We start from the raw sequence: 21,493 nt of genomic DNA, 5'->3' as shown, positions 1-21,493 counted from the left end.
TTTATGTAAAATCTACTTTCGCAATGGTATTTATGAATTTTAGTGCCGTGAAACGGTCACGCAAATGATAGGCTCCCGCCAAAGCATTTCGCACAAGCTTTTGGTCGATTCCGAGCTCCTCAGGCAAGACTTTCCCGCCCACGCCTTCAATCATTTCACGTAGATGGGATGGTTCCGGAATGCTCCGGAAACAGGCAATGATGTCCGGCAATTGTTTGCGGATGGCGTTTTGCAGTTTCTCATCCATTGCCAGGGATTCGAATGATTGCAGCTGCTCAAGAAACGAATCGCGATATAAGCCGGCTAATAGCACCGTTGCTACACCAACTTTTGCTCCGTGCAGTACCATCGGCCTTTGCTGCTGTAAAAACGCCATCTCCCAAAAATGCGATAGATGATGCTCTCCTCCAGATGCTGGATGGGATTGTCCGAATATGAGCATCGCCAGACCTGATTGAATGAGGGAAGCCGTCAATACGCGGATTCCTTCTTCACTGCCTTTCGCAATTTCTTCCACATTTGCCGCACATTCATCCAAGGCATTTCTTGTCAGCTGGGCAACGAGCGGGCAGTATGGCTCACCAGCCGCCAGATGGCCAAATGTCCAATCGGGAAGCGAGGTGTATTTTGCCACCATATCGCCAAATCCTGCTGCAATCATTTCTCGCGGGGCCTTCTTTAGCAAGTCTAAATCCGCAAATACGGCAAGCGGTGAGATGGTTTTAAACGTCCGTTTCACTCCCCTGACAATGAGCGGCGCACCCATGGAAGTAAAACCGTCCACCGACGAGGCAGTTGGCACGGAAATGAACGGCAACCCCATCTTATAAGCACAAAAACGGGAAATATCATGAAGCGTGCCAGCTCCGACAGCAACGATCACATCCGCATTAGGGGGAATTTCCAAAAGTACTTGGACGAGTGACCGTTCATCCGCCACCACATCGTTGTTCCTGTCAGGCAGCACGATGGCTGCCGAACAATCGATCGAGGCTTCTGTCAATTGATTGTGGATGCGTCGCCCTGCGGCTTCGTATGTAATTTTATCCGCTGCTATAACAACTTGTTTGAAGCCCTTTTCCTGAATAAACGTGACTGCAGCCTCCAAGGCATCTGGAGCGATGCAGATTTGTTCAATTGGGATTGAATGATGTGCGTTTCCGCACTGGCATGTTCGAACCAAAGCCTTTATTTCTTCAAGAGTCTCTTGCATAGGCGTTCCCTCCTGCCCTCAGTTTTCGACTGTCCCGAATGTATATGTTGTTTCTGAACGGTATTCCTCATCCTTTTTCAATACGTATGACGGAAACGCAGGATAATGGATGGCGCCCGGCACTCCTTGTGTTTCCAAACAAATGCCCAAGTATTTGCTTGCTGGTACCTTGCCGACCTCTCCCACTTCCTTGATCTGGGTGCCGGAGTAGACGATAACCGCAGGTTCATCCGTTTCAATCGTCAAGATCCTGCCGCTTACCGAATCGGACAATACAATTTCCTTGTCATGATTACTTTTTAGAAGAAATGGGTGATCATACCCGCTGCCAGCCATCCTATTTTGCGGATGATCTGAAACTGTTCCGTCTTCAATTTTTCTTTCATTTAAAAAGTCAAATGCCGTCCCTTTCACATCCAAAAGAGTTCCTGTCGGGAGAAGCTCTTCATCCAGCTCAAGAAATTGCTCGCTCTTAATTCTTAAGGAATGCTGCAAAATATCGCGTTTCAAGTTTCCGCTTAAGTTAAAGTAGGAATGGTTTGTCAGCGTGACAAGCGTGTCCTGATCCGATTGTCCAGAATAACGGATGGAAAATTCATTTTCATTGTTCAATGTATAGGTGATCTTGACATGCAGCGTACCGGGATATCCTTCTTCCCCATCTGGGCTGACATGAGTAAAGACGACGCCGGCTTCCTGTTCATTTTCAAATTCCTCCGCTTCCCAGACCGCCTGATTGAAGCCTTTGTGTCCACCATGGAGATGGTTGTTGTTTTCATTCTTTGATATGGTATGCAGCTTGCCGTTCAATTCGAATTCCCCTGCGGCAATCCTTCCTGCCACCCGGCCGATGGCAGCGCCTAAATAATACGTATCTTTTTCGTATTCTTGAAGAGAATCATATCCCAAAACGACATTTTCAAAGTTTCCGCTGCGATCTGGAACGATAATTTTTGTAATGATGCAGCCAAAGTTGAGACAGTGGATCTCCACCCCATGATCGTTCACTAATGTGTAGGAGTAGACTGCCTTCCCATCCTTTTTTCCAAAGGGTTCTTTGTTCACCTTCATCTTAAACCAGCCTCTCTTTTCGGAAATACATCAAGTGCAGATAGTAGAATTTCCATATCCCTGCCTGTTTTATGGGTTAGGATATGGAAATCAATGATTACTTCTGTTTCTCCAGACGAATAACGTTCCATGATTTTTTCGGCAATACCGCCGTAACGGTGCCGCCATCAATGGAAGCATTTCCGTTGGAATGGGGAGCAACAGGCGTTGCCATCGCTGAGTTTGTCTTTTTCAGGTCCTCATTTTCCAGAACGATATGTTCAATCACCCGATACCCTTCGAAATTTCGGGTGTCCACGTCCAATTCCAACGCCTCTTCCAGATGACGGTTGACGGCAAAAATTGTCAGTTGCTCATTTTCCTCGTTATAAACAGCTGTTGATTCCAAGTAAGGAACATCGGTGAAATCTTTGCTGTCGTATTTCGGGCTGGAAATGATCGGATTCAACGCAACGCCGCGGCCATAAACGGAAGCGTGCATATACGGATAGAAAATCGTCTGCTTCCATGCGGCCCCATTATCTTCTGTCATAATGGGCGCAATCACATTAACTAATTGGGCAAGGCAGGCAATCTTAACCCTGTCGGCATGCTTCAATAAAGTAATAAGCATACAGCCGACAAGCAAAGCATCCTCAAAGTTATAAATATCCTCCAGCTGAGCCGGGGCAATGCTCCATGGCTCAATCAATTGATCCTGTTCGTTGCTGTGATACCAGACGTTCCACTCGTCAAACGACAGATTGATCTTCTTTTTCCCATGCTTTTTCGCCTTAATATAGTCAGCGATCGAAATGACTGATTGAATGAAATCATCCATTTCCAATGATAAAGCGAGGTAGTTTGCCGGATCATTGTCACGGTTGCCGTAATATTGATGGAGAGAAATATACTCAACATGATCGTATGTATAGTCAAGAACGGTTGCTTCCCAATCCGCGAAAGTCGGCATATTCCGGTGAGAGCTGCCGCATGCAACAAGTTCGATTGATGGGTCGACCCACTTCATCACTTTTGCCGTCTCTTGCGCAAGGCGTCCGTACTCATGGGCTGTTTTATGCCCGATTTGCCAGAATCCGTCCATTTCGTTGCCGAGGCACCACGTCTTGATCTTGTATGGTTCTTTTACTCCGTGGGAAATACGCAAATCACTGTAATAGGAACCGCCCGGATGATTGCAGTATTCAACTAGGTTTCTGGCCGCATCGATTCCGCGTGTGCCTAAGTTGACGGCCATATTCACGTCCGCATTCACCAGCTTGGCCCATTTCATAAACTCATTCGTTCCCATTTCATTTGTTTCTGTTGTCCGCCATGCAAGATCTAGACGGCGCGGGCGTTCCCCAACAGGGCCGACCCCATCTTCCCAATTGTAGCCGGAAACGAAGTTCCCTCCCGGATAGCGGACTAGGGGAACTTGAAGCTCCTTCACCAGTTCGATTACATCCTTGCGGAAGCCATTTTCATCCGCGTCAGGATGTCCAGGCTCATAGATTCCGCCATAAACTGCACGCCCGAGATGTTCGATGAAAGATCCATAGATGCGCTTGTCGATTTCGGATACTTTGAAATCCTTTTCAATAATCATTTTTGCTTTATTTTGCGCCATTTTTTCCTCTCCCTTTTCAACCGATATTTCGGATCCATGACAAATTTATAAGAGGGCGGGGTATCTCTACCCCACCCCGTCCCATTTTGGCTTCCCTGCATACGGGCACCGTTTCTGTTTAAATTTGGCCCGATAGCGGATAATATCTCCGCTATGGGCACAGGTTGTGCCATATTGCAAGGAAGGGCAAGCTTGGCATATTTGCAGGCGCGCTTCGTAGACTTCCGGGCTGACAATCTTTGACATGTCCTCCTCGGCTTCTTTCAATAATTCCTGGATCACTTCCTCCGTGACCATGACGCCCTCCACGCAGCCTCTGCACAGACTTCTTTCCATGGCGCAGCCCTGTTTTTATTCAACTGCCAATGTCACAACAGACATGGCAGGCAGTTCGATTGTCAGAGTCTGGTTTTCAATCGTCAAGTTCTTGAATTCCTCCGGTTTGACAACATCCGGCTGGTCGAAAGTATTATGGGCATTCATTTTATCAGCCGTCAAAATCGTGCCTCTAACTTTCGTTTCCGTTGCGTGGATGCCGCGAAGCTCCAAGCTGACCGTTGCTCCATTTTGATGGTCGATGTTCACCAAGCTGATATGGACTTTGCCTTCGCTGTTTTTTGAAGCAGTCACGCTTACTTGGCTGACCTTTTCCCCATTGCACTCATACGTGCCGAAGGAAGAATCTACTGCCAGGTGCTCTGCATCCTGATGGACTTTATACATATCGAATACATGATAAGTTGGCGTCAGGATCATTTTCTCGCCTTCCGTCAAAATCATCGCTTGCAGCACATTCACCGTTTGGGCGATGTTTGTCATCTGTACGCGGTCGCAATGATTGTGGAAAATGTTGAAATGGATACCTGCCACCAGTGCATCGCGGATTGTATTTTGTTGATAAAGGAAGCCTGGGTTCGTACCCGGTTCAACATCGAACCAAGTCCCCCACTCATCGATGACCATACCAATTCGTTTTTGCGGGTCATACTTGTCCATGATTGTAGAGTGCTTAGATATCAGTTCATCGATATGAAGGGCCCTTTTCATTGTGATGAACCATTCGTCTTCTTCGAAATTCAAGGCAGAACCTTTTCCTAACCAGAAATCTCCCGGAATCGTATAATAGTGCAGGCTGAGACCATCCATCAGCCAGTGCGCCTCTCTCATTAGTACTTCAGTCCAGTTGTAGTCATCGACATTTGCTCCGCCGGCAATTTTGTATAGTTTGTTGTCACCGTAGTTTCTTACATACGTTTGGTAGCGTCGATACAAATCAGCATAGTATTCGGGACGCATATTTCCGCCGCAGCCCCAGTTTTCATTCCCTACTCCAAAATATTTCAGCTTCCATGGCTCCTCATGCCCGTTTTCCCGGCGCCAATTGGCCATTGGGGATTCGCCTTCGAATGTCATGTATTCAACCCACTCGGACATTTCCTGGACCGTGCCACTGCCGACGTTTCCACAAATATACGGCTCACAGTCGAGCAATTCGCATAGAAGCATGAACTCATGTGTGCCAAAACTGTTGTCTTCAACAACACCGCCCCAGTGAGTGTTGACCATGCGCTTGCGATTTTCTTCCGGACCGACTCCATCCTTCCAATGGTACTCATCGGCGAAGCAGCCGCCCGGCCAGCGGAGAACCGGTATCTTCACATTTCTCAGCGCTTCGAGCACATCATTGCGGATCCCTTTCGTATTCGGAATCGGCGAATCCTCTCCTACCCAAATGCCTTCATAAATGCATCTGCCAAGGTGTTCAGCAAAATGGCCGTAAATATTTTTATTGATTTTCCCTTCTGAGATATCCGTGTTGATGATGACTTGATTCGTCATTCCAATCCCTCCAGTTACATGATCTTTATTTTTATGTATCCGCCCATATGAGTTCGCCGGGGCAGGACCTTGGATGCCGGTTCCTGCCTTGGCCAAGTTGTATGTTATTTATATGATGCTTCGTTCCAGCGCAGCTCGTTCGTTAGTTCGCTTGTTTTCGTCCCGTTGTTGATAACAATCATTTCAATGCCTGCGAGTTCAGCAAAGTCACGAAGCTGTTCTGTTGTGACCTTATATGAGAAGCCGGTATGATGTGCACCGCCCGCCTGAATCCAATTTTCCACCGCCTGGCTCAACGAAGGCTGTGTTTTCCACAGTACTCTTGCCACCGGAAGATTCGGCATGTCTTTCTCAGGCTGGATAGCGTCTACTTCATTCACAAGCAATCGGAATCTGTGACCTAGATCCACAATTGATGCGTTAAGAGCAGAACCTCCCTTGCCATTGAAAACGATTCTTGCTGGATCCTCACGATCGCCAATTCCAAGCGGATGAACCTCAATTTTCGGTCGTGTGGCCGCAATGGTTGGACATACTTCCAGCATATGTGAGCCGAGGACCATCTCATTTCCCGGTTCAAAATGATAGGTATAATCCTCCATGAACGATGTTCCTTCATTGCCGGCAATGATCTTCATCAGGCGGACAAGTGCTGCTGTTTTCCAATCCCCTTCACCGGCAAATCCATAGCCTTGCTCCATTAAGCGCTGCACAGCGAGGCCCGGAAGCTGGCGCATTCCATGCAAATCTTCAAATGTCGTTGTAAAAGCGGTATATCCGCCATCTGTCAGGAATGCTTTCATCCCAAGTTCAATCTTGCCCTGATAACGGATCGCCTCTCTGATCGGCCCATCATGGAGTCCTTCAGCGACAATATCGTATTTCTCTTCATACTCTGCCATGAGCCGGTCAAGTTCTTCTTCGGAGACTTCCTCCATTTTTTGGACAAGGTCTCCGATTCCATATCCATTGACCGTCCAGCCGAATTTGATTTGCGCCTCAATTTTATCTCCTTCGGTTACGGCAACTTGGCGCATGTTGTCTCCGAATCTAGCAATCTTCAAATTCTTACTCTCTTCAAAAGCTGCAGCAGCTCTCATCCAGCTGCCGATCCGTTCTCGGATCTCCCCGTTCTCCCAGTGGCCGACGACGACTTTGCGTTTTACCTTCAATCGTCCGGCTATAAAGCCATGCTCACGGTCCCCATGCGCTGATTGATTCAAGTTCATGAAATCCATGTCGATCGTATCCCATGGAATATCGCGGTTGAACTGGGTCGCAAAATGCAAATACGGTTTTTGCAAAGATGACAACCCGGATATCCACATTTTTGATGGTGAGAATGTATGCATCCACGTAATGATGCCTGCACAATTTTCATCGGCATTTGCTTCAAGGATCAATTTCCTGATGGCAGCTGCATCCTTCAAAACCGATTTGAAAACGATTTTATATGGGATCGCCGGGTCATGATCCAAACCGCTGACAATCTCTTTGGAATTTTCCTCAACTGCTAGCAGAACATCTTCACCGTATAGTAGCTGACTTCCTGTGACAAACCAGAACTCGTATGCTTTTGTCGTATTCAACATTCTTCCTCCTTAAATTCCAAAACTATAAGATTTTATTAGAGCAGTGCTTCTGCAGGGTTACTTCTGGCCATAGTAAGCATTGGCTCCGTGCTTGCGGAGATAATGCTTATCAAGCAAATATTGGTCGATCGGCGCTGCATTGGGGTTCAGCGTGAATGTGTTAAATGCCATCTTCGCCACTTCTTCCAAGACAACGGCATTGTGTACCGCTTCCCCGGGGTCCTTTCCCCAGCTGAATGGCGCATGCCCTGATAAGAGGACACCTGGCATCGCTACTGGATCTAGGTTCTCCTCCTCGAAAGTTGAGATGATGACATTGCCCGTCTCCTCTTCGTACCCCCGCTCAATCTCTTCTTGCGTCAGCGTTCGAGTACAAGGAATTTCACCGTAAAAATAATCAGCATGGGTCGTGCCGAGGGCTGGAATCCGGCGTCCGGCCTGGGCCCAGCTTGTTGCTGCCGGGGAGTGGGTATGTACAATCCCGCCGATCTGCGGGAAAGCGCGGTATAACGCCAGATGGGTAGGAGTATCGGAAGATGGGCGTAATTTCCCTTCAACGACTTTACCCTCCAAATTCAAAACGACAAGATCCTCCTCTTTAAGCTCGTCGTACGGTACACCGCTCGGTTTGATGACAACGAGCCCCTGTTTCCGATCGATCCCGCTGACATTGCCCCAAGTAAAGGTTACAAGGCCGTGTTGTGGCAGCTGTAAGTTCGCTTCCAACACTTCTTTCTTTAAAGTTCCAATCATTAAACCTCCACCTCCCGAGCGGAAGTGCTTGCCTTTTTAATATTCTTCAGTGTCTTCATTACATTGTTTTCGCCTCTGCCGAAATAATCGTATAGACGGGCATATTCTTTATACAGCAGTTCGTATGTCCCGGCGTTCGTGTTGTTCGGTGTATACACATGGTCTTTCACTCTTCCCATTTCCTTAGCCGCGTCCTTAATATTGTCATAACCTCCGCGTTCTTTGCCTGCTGCCACTGCCCCAAACATTGCTGATCCGAGAGCCGGGGTCTGCGACGATGCCGAGATTTTTATATCCATGTTCAAGACGTCCGCATAAATTTGCATCATCATCGCATTCTTTTCTGCAATTCCGCCTGCAGCATATACTTCATGGACCGGTACGCCGTTTGAACGGAAGGTTTCAACGATCATCCGTGTGCCATACGCTGTCGCTTCGATTAATGCACGGTAGATTTCTTCAGGCTTCGTAAGCAGCGTCGCTCCCATAAGAACACCTGTCAGGTCCGCATCGACAAGGGTTGATCGGTTTCCATTCCACCAATCCAATGCGAGCAGGCCGCTTTCGCCCACCTCCAGTTGGTTCGCTTTTTCTGTCAACAGTTGGTGAATGCTCATTCCTTTTTCTTTCGCTTCCTCAAAATAGCTCCCCGGAACACAGTTTTCGGTAAACCATTCAAAATGGTCACCTACACAGGACTGGCCTGCCTCATATCCCATAAAGCCAGGAATAACGCCGTCTTCAACGACTCCGCACATGCCTGGTACGATTTTTTCTTCTTCGCCAAGCAGGATGTGGCAAGTGGAGGTCCCCATGATCATCAACAATTTCCCGGGTTCCGTAATGCCTACGGCTGGAACTGCAACATGGGCATCAACATTTGCGACTGCAACGGCTGTTCCCGGAAGCAATCCTGTCAGCTTGGCAGCCGCTTCCGTAATTTCCCCAGCTTTGGAGCCGATCGGGATGATGTCTGTTGAAAGTTTCTCTTCCACTACATTTTCCAGCCGCGGATCTAGCGCTTTGAAAAATTCTTTGGTCGGGTAGCCCTCTTGCTTATGCCAGATCGCCTTATACCCGGCCGTACAACTATTACGTGAAACTTTGCCTGTCAGCTGTGAAACGACCCAATCCGTCGCCTCCAAAATCTGATCTGCAGCCTCATAGATATCTGGTGCTTCATTCACAATCTGCCATACTTTAGGGAACAACCACTCTGAGGAGATTTTCCCGCCATAGCGCTGCAAGAATTTTTCTCCGCGCACTTCCGCCAGTTCATTTAAAAGATTTGCCTCTTTCTGTGCGGCATGGTGCTTCCAAAGCTTTACATAGCTGTGCGGGTTCCCGGTGTATTCTTCCCGGAAGCATAACGGTGTTCCTTCCTTATCAACCGGTAGTACCGTACAAGCTGTAAAGTCAATCCCCAGGCCGATTACATCTTCCGCTAAAACGTTTGCATTTTTCAACACTTCTGGAATCGTAGTCTGCAGCACTTCAAGATAGTCTGCAGGGTGCTGGAGTGCCCAGTCATGTTCCAGTTTCGTAGTTTTATCCGGTAAGAACTCGTCCATAACCCCATGGGAATACGGCTTGACTGCAGTTGCCACTTCTCTGCCTGTGCCGATTTCCACAAGTACAGCTCTCCCGGACTGAGTTCCATAATCTACACCAATCGAGTACTTTGTCATTCCATCATCCACCCTTTATAAGAATACGTTTACATTACAACTAGATTGTTTGTTATAAAGCTTATCTTTCTTTCTGACGCATATGCCTACATTCTAATTGCTGTAAGCAACACAATTTATGCTGACAAGTGGTAAACCTTACTTTACTTGTACGTATAACCTTAATTAGAGTGTACCATCTATCTTTTATTTTTCAATAAAAACTTATCACCTTTTAAAAAAATTTTTTATTATTCAATCATCTGTGCTGCGATGCCAAAAGGCATATGCGCCTTCCCGTTCATGCTTGGGAAAGACGCACTGCCTTATTTTTCGCCATATAAACGATAAATGCGACCATGTAAATCAGGAATCCGACGACATCCATGAATAAAAGCTGCAGCAATCCCCAGCAGGCGATCCAAACAAGGATCTTTTTCTGTATTTCACTATCCTGGATACTCCTGGCGACTATGAAATTTACAATCGCCCCGACGAACATAAGCAGTCCAAATGTAACAATCACTTTCGACACACTATCAATCAATGTGGTTCCTACAATCACCGTTTGAGGATTGCTGTTCTGCAATTCTCTCAGTCCTGTTTGTTTAAACCAAGTGGAGTACCCAAAAAGAGTCACAATCGCTGTGAGTGCATTCCATATAGATCCCGCAATTAACAGTTTTCTTTCCAATCCGCGATTCATAATCATTCCCCGCTTTTTACATCATAGTGGATTACCCTTTTATGCCTGAATTTAGATTGATAGATTGGACAAAATATTTTTGCGCAAACAGGAACAACAGCAATGTGGGGATAATCGCCAATATCGCCGAACCCATTAGTTGCCCAATCATTCTATAGTTGCCATAGATATCCTGCAGCAGAAGCAATCCGGCAGTAATGGGCATCTTATCTACATCGGTATAGACAATGACCGGCCAAAGGAAGTCATTCCATGAACCCGTAAATGAAAAGAGTGCACAAACGATTAATACCGGTTTAATCAAAGGAAGAATGACGGAGAAAAAGATTCTGAACTCTCCTGCTCCATCTATTCTCGCCGACTCATCCAGTTCCTTGGGCAATGTTTTCATAAATTGTCTGACCAAGAAGATGTTCCCCATCCCTGCCAATCCGGGAATCACCATGGCCCATGCGGTGTTCACCCATCCCAACGCATCAATAATTTTATAGGAAGGAATCAGATTGACAACCGCTGGGAAAAAGGAAATGCCAAGTAAGGTGAAAAACAATGCGTCCCTTCCTTTGAAATGCAGCCGCGAGTAGCCGTAACCGGTAATAGAAATGACGACAACTACCAAAATGGTATGCGAAGTTGCAATAAAGATGGAATTTAACAACCAGCGTAATATCGGTGCGGTTGAGGAATTTTGCAAGATTGCAACATAGTTATCCACAATCCAATTTACAGGTAAAAGCCTGAAGCCTTGAGAAACAACTTCGGTTTGCGAGCGAAATGATGTTGTAATGCCGAAAATCACCGGGATGATCCATACAACACAGACGATAAGTAAAAATAGATAGGCCAAGTATTTTGTAATATCAATTTTTTTTACCAATGTTTACACCTGCCTTTTCATTTTCAGCAATATTCCGTTCTCAGGGCTTATGAATTCCTGTTCATTACAAAATATTGCAGCGCTGAGACGACCAAGATAACAAGACCAAGTAGTACCGCCATAGCAGATGCCATACCCGCAATTGATTCACCATGCCCGAATGCCAGTTGCCGTATATACATCATCAATACAGTTGTACCTTCACGCGGACCGCCATTTGTTAACATAAGCGGCTGTCCAAATACATTGAATGCCCCGGCTGTTGTCATGACGAACGTATAAATCAGCGGAAAACGGATGGAAGGCAAGGTTATGCTGAAAAATTTGCGTATTGGCCCCGCTCCATCCATTTCAGCCGACTCGTAAAGATCCTTGCCGACACCTGCCAAAGAAGCACGGTATATGATCATATTTCCGCCGACTCCCCCCCATACGGTGAGGACGATAATCATCAACCACGCATATGGCTGATGCGAAGCCCAAACTAAGTCAGATCCGAATACATTATTCGTCACCCCAAGCTGCTTATTGAAGATCAATGCCCATATCAATGCAGCGGCAGAAATGGAAATCAAACCAGGTACATAGATAATCGATTGGATCAGCGCCTTCGCCTTCACCTTTTTGTGTTCTAATGATACGGCTATCATCAACGGAATAATAATGAGGAGCGGCACACTGAAGAGAACGAATAAAAGGGTGTTTTTTAACCCATTAGTGAATTGGAAATGAAACGTAGATTCCTTGTCAAATAGAATTGTTTTATAGTTATCAAGCCCTACCCAAGTAGGATCACTCATCAAGTTCCATTGAGTAAAAGATGCATAGATTCCATATATGGTCGGCAATAAAATAAAGATTAAAAACAATATCAAGTGGGGACCCACAAAGAAAAGAGGTGATAAATTGAGTTTCTTGTTCATAGTCAGCCGATCCTCCTTTTAAAAAGTAATGTGCCGCAACGATAACGGCACATTACTTATACGATTACTTTTTCTCGCTCTTGCTGCTTCCCTCAGAAATTTTGTCTTCAACGAATTTTTGCATCGTCTTCAAACCTTTATCCATTTCTATCTCACCCCGAACGATATCAGGTGCATAATTATCAAGTGCTTCTTGAACATATGGATAATACTCATACGTGTAAATATAAAGCGACTCGGTCTCCTTCTCATTCTTTGTAAAGAAGGACTGGGTGTAATCCTGATATTCAGGACTTTCGATTACTTCCTTACTAGCTACAATCTGTCCGGCTTTTGCCCATTCAATCGAATTACCCCGGATAAATTCAAGAAAATTAGCGATTGCCTCTTCCTTTTCCTCTGTTCGGTCTTTATTTTTCAACATTGAGAACAAGTGGGACGAGGCACGGTTTGTAAATTTATCTGGAGTTGTGGAGTAAATGTTCGTTGCGCCAAAATCCAAAGTCTCCACTGCTGCGTGGGCTGTAGAACTCCATGTTCCATCCGTTGAGAATAGTACGTTGCCAGATTGGAACATTAAGTATCCGTCCTCACCGTACGGTGTCATCAAGCCTGCTTCGTCAATTTTCTTCACTTCTTCAAGCGCCGTTTTCATTACTTCAGAATCTACTAGAGGTTTGCCGTCCTCCTGGATATCGCCGCCAAGGTTTTGGATTTGAGCTAGAATTACCCAACTTAATAACGCATCGTTGACAGCATAGTCATCCTTTTTTAACTTTCCTTTCAATGACAGGATTTCGTCGATCGTGACTACATCGTCATCCAAGAATGATTCAGCGTTATACTTCTTCAGCAATTCTTTGTTGTAATACATCACATTGCTGTGAATATCGAGAGGCACCGTATACTGAACGCCATCAATAGTACCTGTAGACCATGCCTGCGGAAGATAGCTGTCTTCCTTGATGTTTGGCTGCTTGTCCATTACAGCGGTCATCGGCTCAAGCATATCTTGCTTTACGTAACCGGGGACCCGGTCAGCGTGAATGATAGTCAAATCGGGTACGCCTTTGCCTGAGTTTAATACAGTTGATAGCTTCGTATACATATCAGATGTAATAACATGTTTGACCTTGATCTCAGGGTTGGTATCGTTATATTCTTTGACCATCTGATCCATGTACGCTCCATCATCTCCTGTGAGCGGTGTCCAAAAAGTAATGGTATTCTTATCTGCCTTGCCGCTGCTTGTACTGCTGCAGCCAACTAGCAGAATTGCAGCCAGAAGTAAAAACATGATTGACTTACCCATTTTAATCTTCATTATTTTCCCTCCAATTTGGTTAAGCTCATTCTCTTTGCCAGATCGCTTGCGAAAGCATTGTAAGTAAAGTATCCTCTGTCTGGTCATTCTGTTTGGAATCGATTACAATGAATATAACGAACCGTCAAAGTTCTAAGTCTATCCATCACCTCGATGTACGTACATGCAAAATCAATCAATTCCTCCAGTCCAGCTCTTTTTCAAAGTTTATCTTGATTATATTGAAAAAAACAGATGCTTTATCTTATAATCTAACTCTTTTTTCTCTTGAAATAATTGAAAGCGCCTTCCCTACATAGAAATATAATATACACGTTCGTACATGTCAACGTTTTTCAGAAATTTTATTATTTTGTACGTACCTCTATACTTTTGACGGTATTTGGTATACTTTAGTAAGTAGCGTGATTCTTATTTATTCACCATACATCTAAACAACATACGCATAATAAATAGTTGATAAAAACATAGAAGGAAAGCGGTGATATCGTGGCACCCAAAGCAAAATATATCATGGTGAAAGAACAGATCACCGAATGGATTGATAGCGGGAAAATCCAGCCTGGAGAAAAAATTTATTCGGAGAATGAACTTGTCAAGATGTTCGGTGTCAGCAGGCATACAATTCGGCAGGCTGTGGGCGATTTGGTCCATGAGGGACTGCTTTATCGGGAACAAGGGGCAGGCACCTTTTGTTCAAAACAATCGATTGAACAGGAACCAACCGTTATAACTGCTGGAAACGGGAAAAATATTGGCGTTATCACAACGTATATTTCAGATTATATTTTTCCTTCCATAATCAAAGGTATTGAATCCAATCTCACGGCTGCAGGCTATTCGCTGACCTTCGCCTGCACAGATAATGATATTTCGAAAGAAAAGCAATGCCTCCAGACAATGCTGGATAGAAATATTGACGGGCTGATTGTCGAACCTACAAGAAGCAGCAATTATAATCCGAACATCCATTACTATTTGGAACTTGAACAGAGAAACATTCCCTATCTGATGATAAATCAATTCTACAGTCAATTAATGCCTCCTCATATGATTGTAAATGATGAGTATGGCGGCTTTATCGCGACGGAGCATTTAATCCAACTGGGCCACCGTAAAATCATCGGCCTTTTCAAAACGGATGATCTTCAAGGTGTTAACCGGATGAAAGGCTTCATCCGTGCTTACAGGGAGAACAATCTTCATTTCTTCCCTGAGATGGTGATCACATATACTACTGAGGACCAGCATCAGTTGCTTCTGAAGCAAATTGAAAAGCTGCTTCGTTCAGAGAATGTGCCGACTGCAATCGTCTGCTATAACGACCAGGCTGCCTTGGAGGTCCTGAATTTGCTGCGGGATCTGGAGCTTCGTGTACCTGAAGATGTTTCGATCGTTGGATATGATGACTCCTTTCTGGCAGTAGCCTCTGAAGTGAAATTAACTTCAGTAACCCACCCGAAAGCGTCTATGGGCATAGAGGCGGCAAAATGGATCATTGCCGCTGTCGAAAATAAGGACGAGCTTACCCAGGCAAAAATTTTTGAACCCGAACTGGTCATTAGGGACTCCACTGGACCAGTAAAAAAATGAAGTAAACAAAAAGAGGATTCCCGTAAGCCGGAGAATCCTCTTTTTGTTTTATCAAACTCATTGAGTCGACATGTCACTCTCTATCTTGGAATATACAATTACGTCGTAAAAGTCCTCTCCTTGGTACATATAGCTTCTCAGCACCCCTTCTTCAGTGAATGCTAGTTTTTTCAACAAGTTTTGCGATGCGATGTTTTCAGTGAAAACAATCGCCCCGATTCTCATCAAGTTTAATTCGGCGAACCCGTAAGCAGTGACTCTCTCAACCGCTTCTCCAGCATAGCCCTTTCCCCAATATGCCGGATGGAGTTCATAGCCGATTTCCGCACGTCTATGCTTTGGGGACCATAAATTGAAGCCAATCGTACCTGCAAGCCCCTCTTCTCCCCTAATTTGAATGCCCCAGCGGATTCCCCGCTTATCTTTCCAGATCTGTTTAAAATGATCAGCAAGCTGTTCAGCCTGCTCCAGCGTTGTCAGCGGATCCATTCCATAGTGCCGCAACACTTCCTTATTGGAGAAGCAGTTGAACAGATCCTCGGCATCATGTTGATGGATTTCCCGTAACACCAATCTTTCTGTCTCGATTTCCGGAAACATCGTCTCCCTCCTTTTCTTTCAATATTTGATGCTCAACATCATGTTGAGCGCTGCCGCTTCCACTACACTCAGTATTTGTGTACGCATCTCAATTGTAATGCGCCTTGGCATAATCGGGTTGTCCGGTATGAAAATGGCCACCTGCTGCCCAGCATCATCTAGAATGAAGGTCCTTCTGTCTCCTAAGTCTCTTTTCATCACATACTTGCCCGCTGATGTAGTCACTTCAAATCGAGGGTTTGTCCGGATTTTTGGAAACATCTATTAGGGTTCGTGTCATCGCCTCATCTGATTGGAGTCTCCACCTCGGCATACCCCAGCGAAACTCCTCCAGCCACCGGCCAACCGACTGACCATGCTTGTCAAACATCTGCATATTTACCATATAGTCATTATCGAAGACGCGGTCGACTATTTTCTGAATCCTGCCTGTATAAAATCGCTGCAAAGTCCCGGCAGTTTCTCCATCCTCGTCGAGAATAACTAACCGCTTTGTACTCCCTTTCAAAATGAGAGGTTTGTAATGATAGGTTTGCACTTCTCCCTGCCTCACTTCAAATTAATTGGAAAAAAGCCGGGACATTGTCTCGGCTTCACACTTCACAACTGATCCTTATTTTGCTGCTATTCAAATATGGTCACTCCGCGCTCCTCTAAGAAACGTACCGAGTAGGAAAGCGACTCTTCTTCAATCTGATAGATTTCCCGAATTGTCTCCAACCACTTATCCTGCCGGTGGAGCTGGATTTCACTGATGTTGCGGTACGTCATCACCTTCACCGAGCTATTCCTTAAATAAAAGCACTGATGACCGTTAAAACGGACAGCGGTGATCCGCCGCATCGTGATGTTTTCATCATCATCCAAATAAGACAAGCGGATTTCCTCCTCCAGGTCCTTTTCGGAGAGCGGCTTCCAGATGATCCGTTTTTTTACGAATGATTTCCCATTCGATTTGCGGTTAATTTCATAAACATTCTCCGCAAGCCGGGAAAAGCTGATCTCTTCGCCAAAACCATGAAGCACCTGCTGTGGCTTTGCTGAAAGATCAATCGGTTTTGTGATCGGTGATCCATAGCCGACATCAACATAATAGTTTCGGCCATTGACCGCTGCCATGATGGCCACATGGCCGGGTTCAACTTTCACGAGGGAGCAGTCAAACCCGAGCTCCTTCAGCAGTCTGGCAAAATTCATATTTAGCGTAAAACAGGTGCCTCCCCAGCCCTTTTCTTTTAAATTGCGGACAAAGACCGGCAAAGACGGCACATATTCAGGACCGTCCTGATAATAATGGAACTTGCTGAACGTTTCATAGGGAACGAGGGAAAGTTGGTGCTGAATAAGCCGCTGCAAATAATTCAGACTCGGCTCCTCCCGTTCTAGACGCAGATACTGTACATAATCGTCCGCTACCGGTTCCATGCCCATTCTTCCCCACTCCTTCACCTTTATCTATCTATTCATCTATGCCTTTTGCAGTCTTGATTTAATGCTCTCGTATATTTCCTTCCAAAGCTGCTCGTCACCCGTATACTTCTCTGTCATTTTCGCGAAAAGTGAACGCTGCTGCTCCTCAAAACCTGGATGGTCTTTCGCCGGAAGCTTGGCTCTCTCTTCATCGACAAAACGCTGGACCGCTTCCGCCCTCGGGCCCCATACTGCAAATTCCTCGCCCTCTTTATCCAAGAAAATAAAGATTGGAATCGAGCGGGAAGTGCCATTCGTTAAATATTGATCCATCAATTCGAGATTCTGATCACGAAGAAGCATTTTTGTTTCAATTCCTGCCTTTTCCGCCAGCCTGAGCAAAATGGGAACGTTGACCATCGCGTCCCCGCACCAATCCTCCGTCAGCACGATCGCCCGCAAGTTTTTCTTTTTTACTTCTTCCAAAAAGTCCTCTTCCCCTTGTGGCAATGTAAAAGAGTTGTAGACGGATTGTGTATTTTCTTTATGTTTTTCCATCGCTTCTATGTAGTCGGCCGCCGGGATGGCTTTTTCATACCATTCGTTTAATGTCATGTTTTGTTCTCCTTCCACCCTTTTGAAAATATTATACACCAAGAGGCTAGGCAAACAAATCCTTCCTATCAAAATCGTCGAGCCCGAAATGGCAGGAGTTGATGTTTTTCGCCTTGACTGTCATATAATGATCGCGGCAAAAGTAGCCGAGCAGTTTGCCGCTTTTCCAGTCGTTGACGGGCAGAACATATTCAATTTCCTCCCCGACTTTCCGCAAACAATAAGCGCATGTTGTATGTAACTCAAATGTGCCGTTCTGCACTTTATTTCACCTATTCCTTCAATCGCTATCCGTATTGACGGCCGCCTCCTTATCCGGAGAACGGCCGAAATAATCATCTATTAGTTTTTGGACCCAAATAGTACATACCCTTATTTGGGAAACGATAAACATAATGTCCGCTTCTGTATATGTGTACACAAAAATAAACTGCCCTTCTTCTGTGTATGTAGAATCGGTGTGCGGTTCTGGTTGCTAACCGTTTCGGGGCACGCTTTCCGCAGGGCTAGGCTTGAGCTTCGGGCCAACAGGACGTTGGTCATGCCGGCAATGCGACAGGCCGTCGCGTTCTCGCCTGTCTCAGTCGCTGCGCGCCTTGCGGGATCTCAAGACCAAGCTAGTCCCGCCGGAGTCGGCCCCTGCACTCCAAGCAACGGCCATGAAAGCGAGGAAAATCCTGCCCTCTTCCACCAACTTGAATGAGGAATCGCCCCATTCGCGGTTTCCAGTTCGAGTATAGACTTTTTCAGCGGACCGCAAAAAGGGTCCCGCTTTGCGGGACCCTTCAAGATTGATTAGCGTTTGTTCATTTCCTGCACGAGCAGTTTGTTGACCATTGGCGGGTTGGCTTGTCCTTTAGTCGCTTTCATGATTTGGCCGACAAGGAAGCCGAGTGCCCGGTCTTTTCCGTTTTTGTAGTCTTCGATCGACTGTTGGTTCGCATCGAGGATTTCCGTAACGATTTTGAGCAGGGCTCCTTCGTCGGAGATTTGGACGAGTCCTTTTTCTTCGACGATTTTCTTTGCATCTCCGCCTTTTTCAACGAGTTCGCGGAAGACTTTTTTGGCGATTTTAGAAGAAATCGTGCCGTCTTCGATCAACTTGATCATACCGGCAAGACCTTCTGGTGTCAGGGCGATGTCATGCAGTTCTTTTTGTTCTGCATTGAGATACGCCGATACTTCTCCCATCAGCCAGTTCGAAGCTTGCTTTCCATCCGCGCCTGCTGCGAGCACCGATTCAAAGAAATCGGACATTTCTTTCGTCAGCGTCAGCACCATCGCGTCGTATGCAGGCAAACCAAGTTCATCTACATAGCGTTTTTGGCGGGCATCCGGCAGCTCGGGAATTTCTGAGCGAATCCGGTTTTTCCAGTCCTCATCAATATAGAGCTGAACAAGATCCGGCTCTGGGAAGTAACGGTAATCGTCAGAACCTTCTTTAACACGCATGAGCGTCGTTTCACCCGTAGCTTCATCGTAACGGCGAGTTTCCTGCAGGATTTCTCCTCCAGAGAGAAGAACTTTTTCCTGGCGCTTTTCTTCAAACTCGAGCCCTCTTCTTACATAGTTGAAAGAGTTCAAGTTTTTCAGCTCGGCTTTCGTGCCGAATTCCTCTTGGCCTACCGGGCGCAAAGAAATATTGGCATCACAGCGGAGTGAACCTTCTTCCATCTTACAGTCGGAAACGCCTGTATATTGAATGATTGATTTCAGCTTCTCCAAGTAGGCATACGCTTCCTGCGGGCTCCGGATGTCCGGCTCGGAGACGATTTCGATCAGCGGCGTTCCCTGACGGTTCAAGTCGACAAGAGAATAGCCTTCGCTCGTATGCGTCAGTTTCCCTGCATCTTCCTCAAGATGGACGCGCGTTATGCCGATTTTCTTCTTTACGCCCTCTACTTCGATTTCGATCCAGCCATGCTCGCCGATCGGCTTGTCGAATTGTGAAATCTGATAGGCCTTCGGGTTATCCGGATAAAAGTAGTTTTTCCGGTCAAATTTCGTCTCGGTCGCGATTTCGCAGTTCAGCGCCATTGCCGCTTTCATTCCGAACTCGACCGCGCGCTTGTTCAGCACCGGCAGTACGCCCGGATAACCAAGGTCGATGACATTTGTATTTGTATTCGGCTCCGCACCGAAGTGGTTCGGCGACGTAGAAAATATTTTCGAATCTGTTTTTAATTCAACGTGTACCTCAAGTCCAATAACCGTTTCAAAGTTCATGTTTTTCACCCCTTACAATTGTGGTCTTTGTTTATGGAATTCCGTTGCCTGCTCATAGGCATGAGCGACACGGTATACGGTCTGTTCGTCAAAATGCTTGCCGATGATTTGCAAACCGAGCGGCAGGCCGCCGGAGAAACCGCAAGGGACGGAGATGCCAGGCAGACCGGCAAGGTTGACTGGAATTGTCAACAAGTCGCTTGCATACATCGTCAAAAGATCGTTGATCACTTCGCCGATTTTGAAAGCCGGAATTGGCGCAGACGGGCCGATAACAACATCATACTTTTCAAAAATGTCATCGAAGTCCTTTTTGATCAATGTTCTCGCTTGCTGTGCTTTTTTATAATAGGCATCATAGAAGCCTGAACTTAAAGCGAAGGTACCGAGCATGATCCGTCTTTTAACCTCATCGCCGAATCCTTCTGAACGAGTCTTCTTATAAAGATCCAAAAGGTTTTCCGGATTTGGTGTGCGGTATCCGTAGCGGACGCCGTCAAAACGTGCCAGATTGGACGATGCTTCCGAGGAAGCGAGCAGGTAGTAGGTTGCAACTCCATATTTGGAGTGTGGTAGCGATACTTCCTCCCAAGTAGCGCCGAGACCCTCAAGCACTTTCAATGCCGCGAGGACAGATTCGCGTGCCTCTTCGCTTACACCTTCACCGAGGTATTCCTTCGGCACAGCAATTTTCAGTCCTTTAATATCTCCAGTAAGGGCAGAGCGGAAATCAGGGACTTCCTTATCAACTGAAGTTGAATCATGCGGATCGACCCCGGAAATGGCTTCAAGCACGAGTGCATTGTCTTCGACTGTCCTTGTGATCGGTCCAATCTGATCCAGGGATGAGGCGAACGCAACGAGTCCGAAACGGGATACACGGCCATATGTAGGCTTCAGTCCGACAACGCCGCAGAAGGACGCAGGCTGGCGAATTGAGCCGCCTGTATCGGAACCAAGTGCGAACGGAACCATGCCAGCTGCAACTGCAGCCGCTGAACCGCCTGATGATCCGCCTGGTGTCGCATCCAAATTCCACGGATTATGTGTAGTTTGGAAAGCAGAATATTCATTGGTCGAACCCATGGCGAATTCATCCATGTTCAACTTTCCAACCGTAACGATGTCACGCTGCTCAAGTTTGTCCATTACGGTAGCATTGTAAATAGGATCGAAGTTTTCGAGCATTTTGCTCGCACAAGTTGTGCGGAGCCCTTTTGTAACAATATTGTCCTTGATGCCTGCAGGAATTCCAAACAATGCGCTGTTTGCTGCTTCAGTGCCGATTTTTCCATCCAGCTCCTCCGCTTTTTTCAGCGCGCGCTCCTCGTCAAGTGTCAAAAAGGCCTTGACCTTTCCGTCCCTCTCGCGGATGCGGCTGTAGGATTCCGATACAAGTTCTTTAACGGACGCTTCTTTCTTATGTAAAAGCTCATGGAGTTCAGTGATCTTTTTATCTACTAATGACATGAGGT

At 46.2% G+C, this 21,493-nt stretch carries 21 protein-coding genes; 1 reads left to right on the top strand and 20 read right to left on the bottom strand.

Translation table 11 applies throughout. The features are described from left to right. Window position 1 precedes the first annotated feature (1 nt). The 12 genes from AC0TWI_RS16460 to AC0TWI_RS16405 all read right to left on the bottom strand — a co-directional run bounded on the left by AC0TWI_RS16460 (window position 2) and on the right by AC0TWI_RS16405 (window position 13,574). Window positions 2-1,213: a sn-glycerol-1-phosphate dehydrogenase gene (locus AC0TWI_RS16460; protein WP_488127432.1), complete on the bottom strand. Its 1,212-nt coding sequence runs from the start codon at window positions 1,211-1,213 to the stop codon at window positions 2-4. 18 nt (window positions 1,214-1,231) lie between these two features. Further along, a complete protein-coding gene (locus AC0TWI_RS16455; protein ID WP_488127431.1) occupies window positions 1,232-2,284 on the bottom strand; it encodes an aldose epimerase family protein in 1,053 nt (350 codons plus the stop codon). A gap of 97 nt (window positions 2,285-2,381) precedes the next feature. After that, window positions 2,382-3,893, bottom strand: a complete 1,512-nt coding sequence (gene arfA / locus AC0TWI_RS16450; protein WP_488127430.1) for an arabinosylfuranosidase ArfA — start codon at window positions 3,891-3,893, stop codon at window positions 2,382-2,384. Window positions 3,894-3,959: 66 nt separating this feature from the next. Beyond that, window positions 3,960-4,229, bottom strand: coding sequence for a DUF6171 family protein (locus tag AC0TWI_RS16445; protein ID WP_488127429.1), 270 nt, complete (start codon window positions 4,227-4,229; stop codon window positions 3,960-3,962). Between the two features lie 15 nt (window positions 4,230-4,244). Further along, complete coding sequence (locus AC0TWI_RS16440; protein WP_488127428.1) at window positions 4,245-5,732, bottom strand: alpha-N-arabinofuranosidase; 1,488 nt, start codon at window positions 5,730-5,732, stop codon at window positions 4,245-4,247. 104 nt (window positions 5,733-5,836) lie between these two features. After that, on the bottom strand, window positions 5,837-7,324 hold the full coding sequence (gene araA / locus AC0TWI_RS16435; RefSeq protein WP_488127427.1) for an L-arabinose isomerase: 1,488 nt from the start codon (window positions 7,322-7,324) through the stop codon (window positions 5,837-5,839). Window positions 7,325-7,381: 57 nt separating this feature from the next. Beyond that, a complete protein-coding gene (gene araD / locus AC0TWI_RS16430; RefSeq protein ID WP_488127426.1) occupies window positions 7,382-8,077 on the bottom strand; it encodes an L-ribulose-5-phosphate 4-epimerase in 696 nt (231 codons plus the stop codon). Continuing rightward, entirely contained in the window at window positions 8,077-9,765 is a 1,689-nt protein-coding gene (gene araB / locus AC0TWI_RS16425) for a ribulokinase (protein WP_488127425.1), read from the bottom strand. Before araB ends, araD begins: the two co-directional genes overlap by 1 nt. Before the next feature lie 280 nt (window positions 9,766-10,045). Continuing rightward, on the bottom strand, window positions 10,046-10,450 hold the full coding sequence (locus tag AC0TWI_RS16420) for a hypothetical protein (RefSeq protein WP_488127424.1): 405 nt from the start codon (window positions 10,448-10,450) through the stop codon (window positions 10,046-10,048). Between the two features lie 31 nt (window positions 10,451-10,481). Continuing rightward, window positions 10,482-11,327, bottom strand: a complete 846-nt coding sequence (locus AC0TWI_RS16415) for a carbohydrate ABC transporter permease (RefSeq protein WP_488127423.1) — start codon at window positions 11,325-11,327, stop codon at window positions 10,482-10,484. A gap of 47 nt (window positions 11,328-11,374) precedes the next feature. Beyond that, window positions 11,375-12,250 carry a carbohydrate ABC transporter permease gene (locus AC0TWI_RS16410; protein WP_488127422.1) on the bottom strand — a complete coding sequence of 292 codons (876 nt, stop codon included), beginning with the start codon at window positions 12,248-12,250 and terminating at the stop codon, window positions 11,375-11,377. Window positions 12,251-12,314: 64 nt separating this feature from the next. Beyond that, on the bottom strand, window positions 12,315-13,574 hold the full coding sequence (locus AC0TWI_RS16405) for an extracellular solute-binding protein (protein WP_488127421.1): 1,260 nt from the start codon (window positions 13,572-13,574) through the stop codon (window positions 12,315-12,317). Window positions 13,575-14,063: 489 nt separating this feature from the next. Between AC0TWI_RS16405 and AC0TWI_RS16400 the strand changes: the two genes are divergently transcribed. Then, window positions 14,064-15,167, top strand: coding sequence for a substrate-binding domain-containing protein (locus AC0TWI_RS16400; RefSeq protein WP_488127420.1), 1,104 nt, complete (start codon window positions 14,064-14,066; stop codon window positions 15,165-15,167). 57 nt (window positions 15,168-15,224) lie between these two features. Here AC0TWI_RS16400 and AC0TWI_RS16395 read toward each other — a convergent pair whose 3' ends face one another. From AC0TWI_RS16395 to gatA, 8 genes are all read right to left on the bottom strand, one after another. Next, a complete protein-coding gene (locus tag AC0TWI_RS16395; RefSeq protein ID WP_488127419.1) occupies window positions 15,225-15,767 on the bottom strand; it encodes a GNAT family N-acetyltransferase in 543 nt (180 codons plus the stop codon). An 18-nt stretch (window positions 15,768-15,785) separates the two neighbouring features. Then, window positions 15,786-15,965 (bottom strand): hypothetical protein, encoded by a 180-nt coding sequence (locus AC0TWI_RS16390; RefSeq protein WP_488127418.1) that lies wholly within the window; start codon window positions 15,963-15,965, stop codon window positions 15,786-15,788. 28 nt (window positions 15,966-15,993) lie between these two features. Next, window positions 15,994-16,305, bottom strand: a complete 312-nt coding sequence (locus tag AC0TWI_RS16385; RefSeq protein ID WP_488127417.1) for a tubby C-terminal domain-like protein — start codon at window positions 16,303-16,305, stop codon at window positions 15,994-15,996. An 86-nt stretch (window positions 16,306-16,391) separates the two neighbouring features. After that, the gene (locus AC0TWI_RS16380) at window positions 16,392-17,198 is read right to left on the bottom strand and encodes an arylamine N-acetyltransferase (RefSeq protein ID WP_488127416.1); all 807 of its coding nucleotides are present in this window, start codon (window positions 17,196-17,198) and stop codon (window positions 16,392-16,394) included. 36 nt (window positions 17,199-17,234) lie between these two features. Beyond that, a complete protein-coding gene (locus AC0TWI_RS16375; protein ID WP_488127415.1) occupies window positions 17,235-17,792 on the bottom strand; it encodes a thioredoxin family protein in 558 nt (185 codons plus the stop codon). A gap of 46 nt (window positions 17,793-17,838) precedes the next feature. Then, the gene (locus AC0TWI_RS16370) at window positions 17,839-18,054 is read right to left on the bottom strand and encodes a hypothetical protein (RefSeq protein ID WP_488127414.1); all 216 of its coding nucleotides are present in this window, start codon (window positions 18,052-18,054) and stop codon (window positions 17,839-17,841) included. A gap of 533 nt (window positions 18,055-18,587) precedes the next feature. Beyond that, window positions 18,588-20,018: an Asp-tRNA(Asn)/Glu-tRNA(Gln) amidotransferase subunit GatB gene (gene gatB / locus AC0TWI_RS16365; protein WP_488127413.1), complete on the bottom strand. Its 1,431-nt coding sequence runs from the start codon at window positions 20,016-20,018 to the stop codon at window positions 18,588-18,590. Window positions 20,019-20,030: 12 nt separating this feature from the next. Beyond that, window positions 20,031-21,488 (bottom strand): Asp-tRNA(Asn)/Glu-tRNA(Gln) amidotransferase subunit GatA, encoded by a 1,458-nt coding sequence (gatA, locus tag AC0TWI_RS16360; RefSeq protein ID WP_488127412.1) that lies wholly within the window; start codon window positions 21,486-21,488, stop codon window positions 20,031-20,033. Window positions 21,489-21,493 lie beyond the last annotated feature (5 nt).

It is taken from the genome of Lederbergia sp. B243.17, from assembly GCF_057657925.1.
This window is presented reverse-complemented; position numbering and strand designations above follow the sequence as displayed.

Coding starts and splice junctions, on each gene's coding strand:
- AC0TWI_RS16460 (WP_488127432.1), bottom strand. CDS start 1,213: ATGCAAGAGACTCTTGAAGAAATAAAGGCTTTGGTTCGAACATGCCAG.
- AC0TWI_RS16455 (WP_488127431.1), bottom strand. CDS start 2,284: ATGAAGGTGAACAAAGAACCCTTTGGAAAAAAGGATGGGAAGGCAGTC.
- arfA (WP_488127430.1), bottom strand. CDS start 3,893: ATGGCGCAAAATAAAGCAAAAATGATTATTGAAAAGGATTTCAAAGTA.
- AC0TWI_RS16445 (WP_488127429.1), bottom strand. CDS start 4,229: ATGGAAAGAAGTCTGTGCAGAGGCTGCGTGGAGGGCGTCATGGTCACG.
- AC0TWI_RS16440 (WP_488127428.1), bottom strand. CDS start 5,732: ATGACGAATCAAGTCATCATCAACACGGATATCTCAGAAGGGAAAATC.
- araA (WP_488127427.1), bottom strand. CDS start 7,324: ATGTTGAATACGACAAAAGCATACGAGTTCTGGTTTGTCACAGGAAGT.
- araD (WP_488127426.1), bottom strand. CDS start 8,077: ATGATTGGAACTTTAAAGAAAGAAGTGTTGGAAGCGAACTTACAGCTG.
- araB (WP_488127425.1), bottom strand. CDS start 9,765: ATGACAAAGTACTCGATTGGTGTAGATTATGGAACTCAGTCCGGGAGA.
- AC0TWI_RS16420 (WP_488127424.1), bottom strand. CDS start 10,450: ATGAATCGCGGATTGGAAAGAAAACTGTTAATTGCGGGATCTATATGG.
- AC0TWI_RS16410 (WP_488127422.1), bottom strand. CDS start 12,250: ATGAACAAGAAACTCAATTTATCACCTCTTTTCTTTGTGGGTCCCCAC.
- AC0TWI_RS16405 (WP_488127421.1), bottom strand. CDS start 13,574: ATGAAGATTAAAATGGGTAAGTCAATCATGTTTTTACTTCTGGCTGCA.
- AC0TWI_RS16395 (WP_488127419.1), bottom strand. CDS start 15,767: ATGTTTCCGGAAATCGAGACAGAAAGATTGGTGTTACGGGAAATCCAT.
- AC0TWI_RS16390 (WP_488127418.1), bottom strand. CDS start 15,965: ATGAAAAGAGACTTAGGAGACAGAAGGACCTTCATTCTAGATGATGCT.
- AC0TWI_RS16380 (WP_488127416.1), bottom strand. CDS start 17,198: ATGGGCATGGAACCGGTAGCGGACGATTATGTACAGTATCTGCGTCTA.
- AC0TWI_RS16375 (WP_488127415.1), bottom strand. CDS start 17,792: ATGACATTAAACGAATGGTATGAAAAAGCCATCCCGGCGGCCGACTAC.
- gatB (WP_488127413.1), bottom strand. CDS start 20,018: ATGAACTTTGAAACGGTTATTGGACTTGAGGTACACGTTGAATTAAAA.
- gatA (WP_488127412.1), bottom strand. CDS start 21,488: ATGTCATTAGTAGATAAAAAGATCACTGAACTCCATGAGCTTTTACAT.